Raw genomic sequence first — 1,538 nt, forward strand, 5'->3', positions numbered from 1 at the left:
TGAGGCTTCGTGCACATGTGTGGGTAGGAAATAGCCTCTGCCTACCATAATAACAATTGAAAAGGTCATCGGACTCTCGTAATGTATAGCTGTCGAAGAAATACAGAACGGAGATTCCAATGACCTCAGCTAATACATTATTGAAGAACATCCTTGACGTCAAGGGTGCAGTTGTTCAAGGCGCCGATTTTTCTGTTGATGCACATGGAGTAAAGAAGCTCACAGTCCGTATGCGTCCCAAAAATCGGGAGTCTGACCGCTGTCCGATCTGCGGCCGACATTGCTCTGTCTATGACAGATCCAGTATTATCCGGTCCTGGAGAGCCCTCGACTTTGCCGGCATCCTGGTGTACATCAATGCGTATACCCAGCGGATCAGATGTCCGAAGCACGGCGTTCTGGTTGCTGCCGTTCCATGGGCGTTCCACGATTCCAGATTCACCAAGAGCTTTGATCTGACTGCCACCTGGATGGCTGAGAATCTCAGCCGCAGCGCCGTAGCCGAGTACCTCCGGATCGACTGGAAGACCGTTGCCCGCTGCATCACAAGAGCCCGCAAATACATTGAGCCTGATCCAGGTAAACGGCTGGACAACCTTGTCAACATCGGAATCGATGAGACAAGCTATCGTAAGGGTCACAAGTACATTACCGTCATAGTGAACCACGATACCAATACGGTTGTCTGGGCAAGCAACAAGCACGGAAAAGAGATCTTTTCCAAGTTTCTGGAAAGCCTTACTCCAGAGCAGAGGGCATCCATAAAGGTTGTTACCGGTGACGGTGCCAGATGGATCGACCAGTGCATTGAAGAATACCTTCCGAACTGTGCACGCTGCGTTGATTCCTTCCACGTTGTAGAGTGGGCAAACGAAGCACTTGATGCTCTTCGCAAGGAAGCGTGGCGCGATGCCCATCAGGAACTCAAGGAGCTCAAGAAGACCGTTAAGCGCAAGCGCGGTCGCGGAGCTTTGAAGGATAAGGATTCCATTGCCGTCCATAAGGCGGAGGAGAAAGCGGCTGAAATAAAGGGCTCTGCTTACGCATTAGGGAAAGCACCGGAACACCTGACCAACAAGCAGGAAACGCAGCTGGCTGAAATCGCGGTCAGCAATAAACGTCTGTATCGTGGGTACCTGCTGAAAGAGCAGTTGAGGCTCATTCTTCATATGGACGATGCGGATGAGGCAAAGGAAGAACTGGACAGGTTCTTCTGGAGAGCCACCCACAGCCGCATCGATGAATTCAAGGAGCTTGGTCACAAGATCCGCCGGCATGAAGAGCACATCCTCAATACGATTCGATTGAAGATGAGCAATGCCAGAATCGAGTCGACCAACAACAAAATCAAATTGATCATCCGGAGAGCATTTGGCTTCCGAGATGTGGAGAGTATGATCGATATGATCATGCTTGTCTGCTCGAATATTAAGGTTCCTTTACCGAACAGGCCGATAGCGGAGCCAGAAAACTAACAATGGAGGGGCTTAACGGGCATTTCTGCCACGGATTTTACCCACAGGTACGCCCGAAGAGCC

Annotated in this window: 1 protein-coding gene; it reads left to right on the top strand. The window is 50.7% G+C overall.

The genetic code is table 11. The features are described from left to right. Positions 1 to 119 precede the first annotated feature (119 nt). Positions 120 to 1,475: an ISL3 family transposase gene (locus tag ACTNC3_RS11335; protein WP_441227495.1), complete on the top strand. Its 1,356-nt coding sequence runs from the start codon at positions 120 to 122 to the stop codon at positions 1,473 to 1,475. Positions 1,476 to 1,538: the final 63 nt, after the last annotated feature.

It is taken from the genome of Oribacterium sp. HCP3S3_B9, from assembly GCF_052064255.1.
Lineage (GTDB): Bacteria > Bacillota > Clostridia > Lachnospirales > Lachnospiraceae > Oribacterium.

Coding starts and splice junctions, on each gene's coding strand:
- ACTNC3_RS11335 (WP_441227495.1), top strand. CDS start 120: ATGACCTCAGCTAATACATTATTGAAGAACATCCTTGACGTCAAGGGT.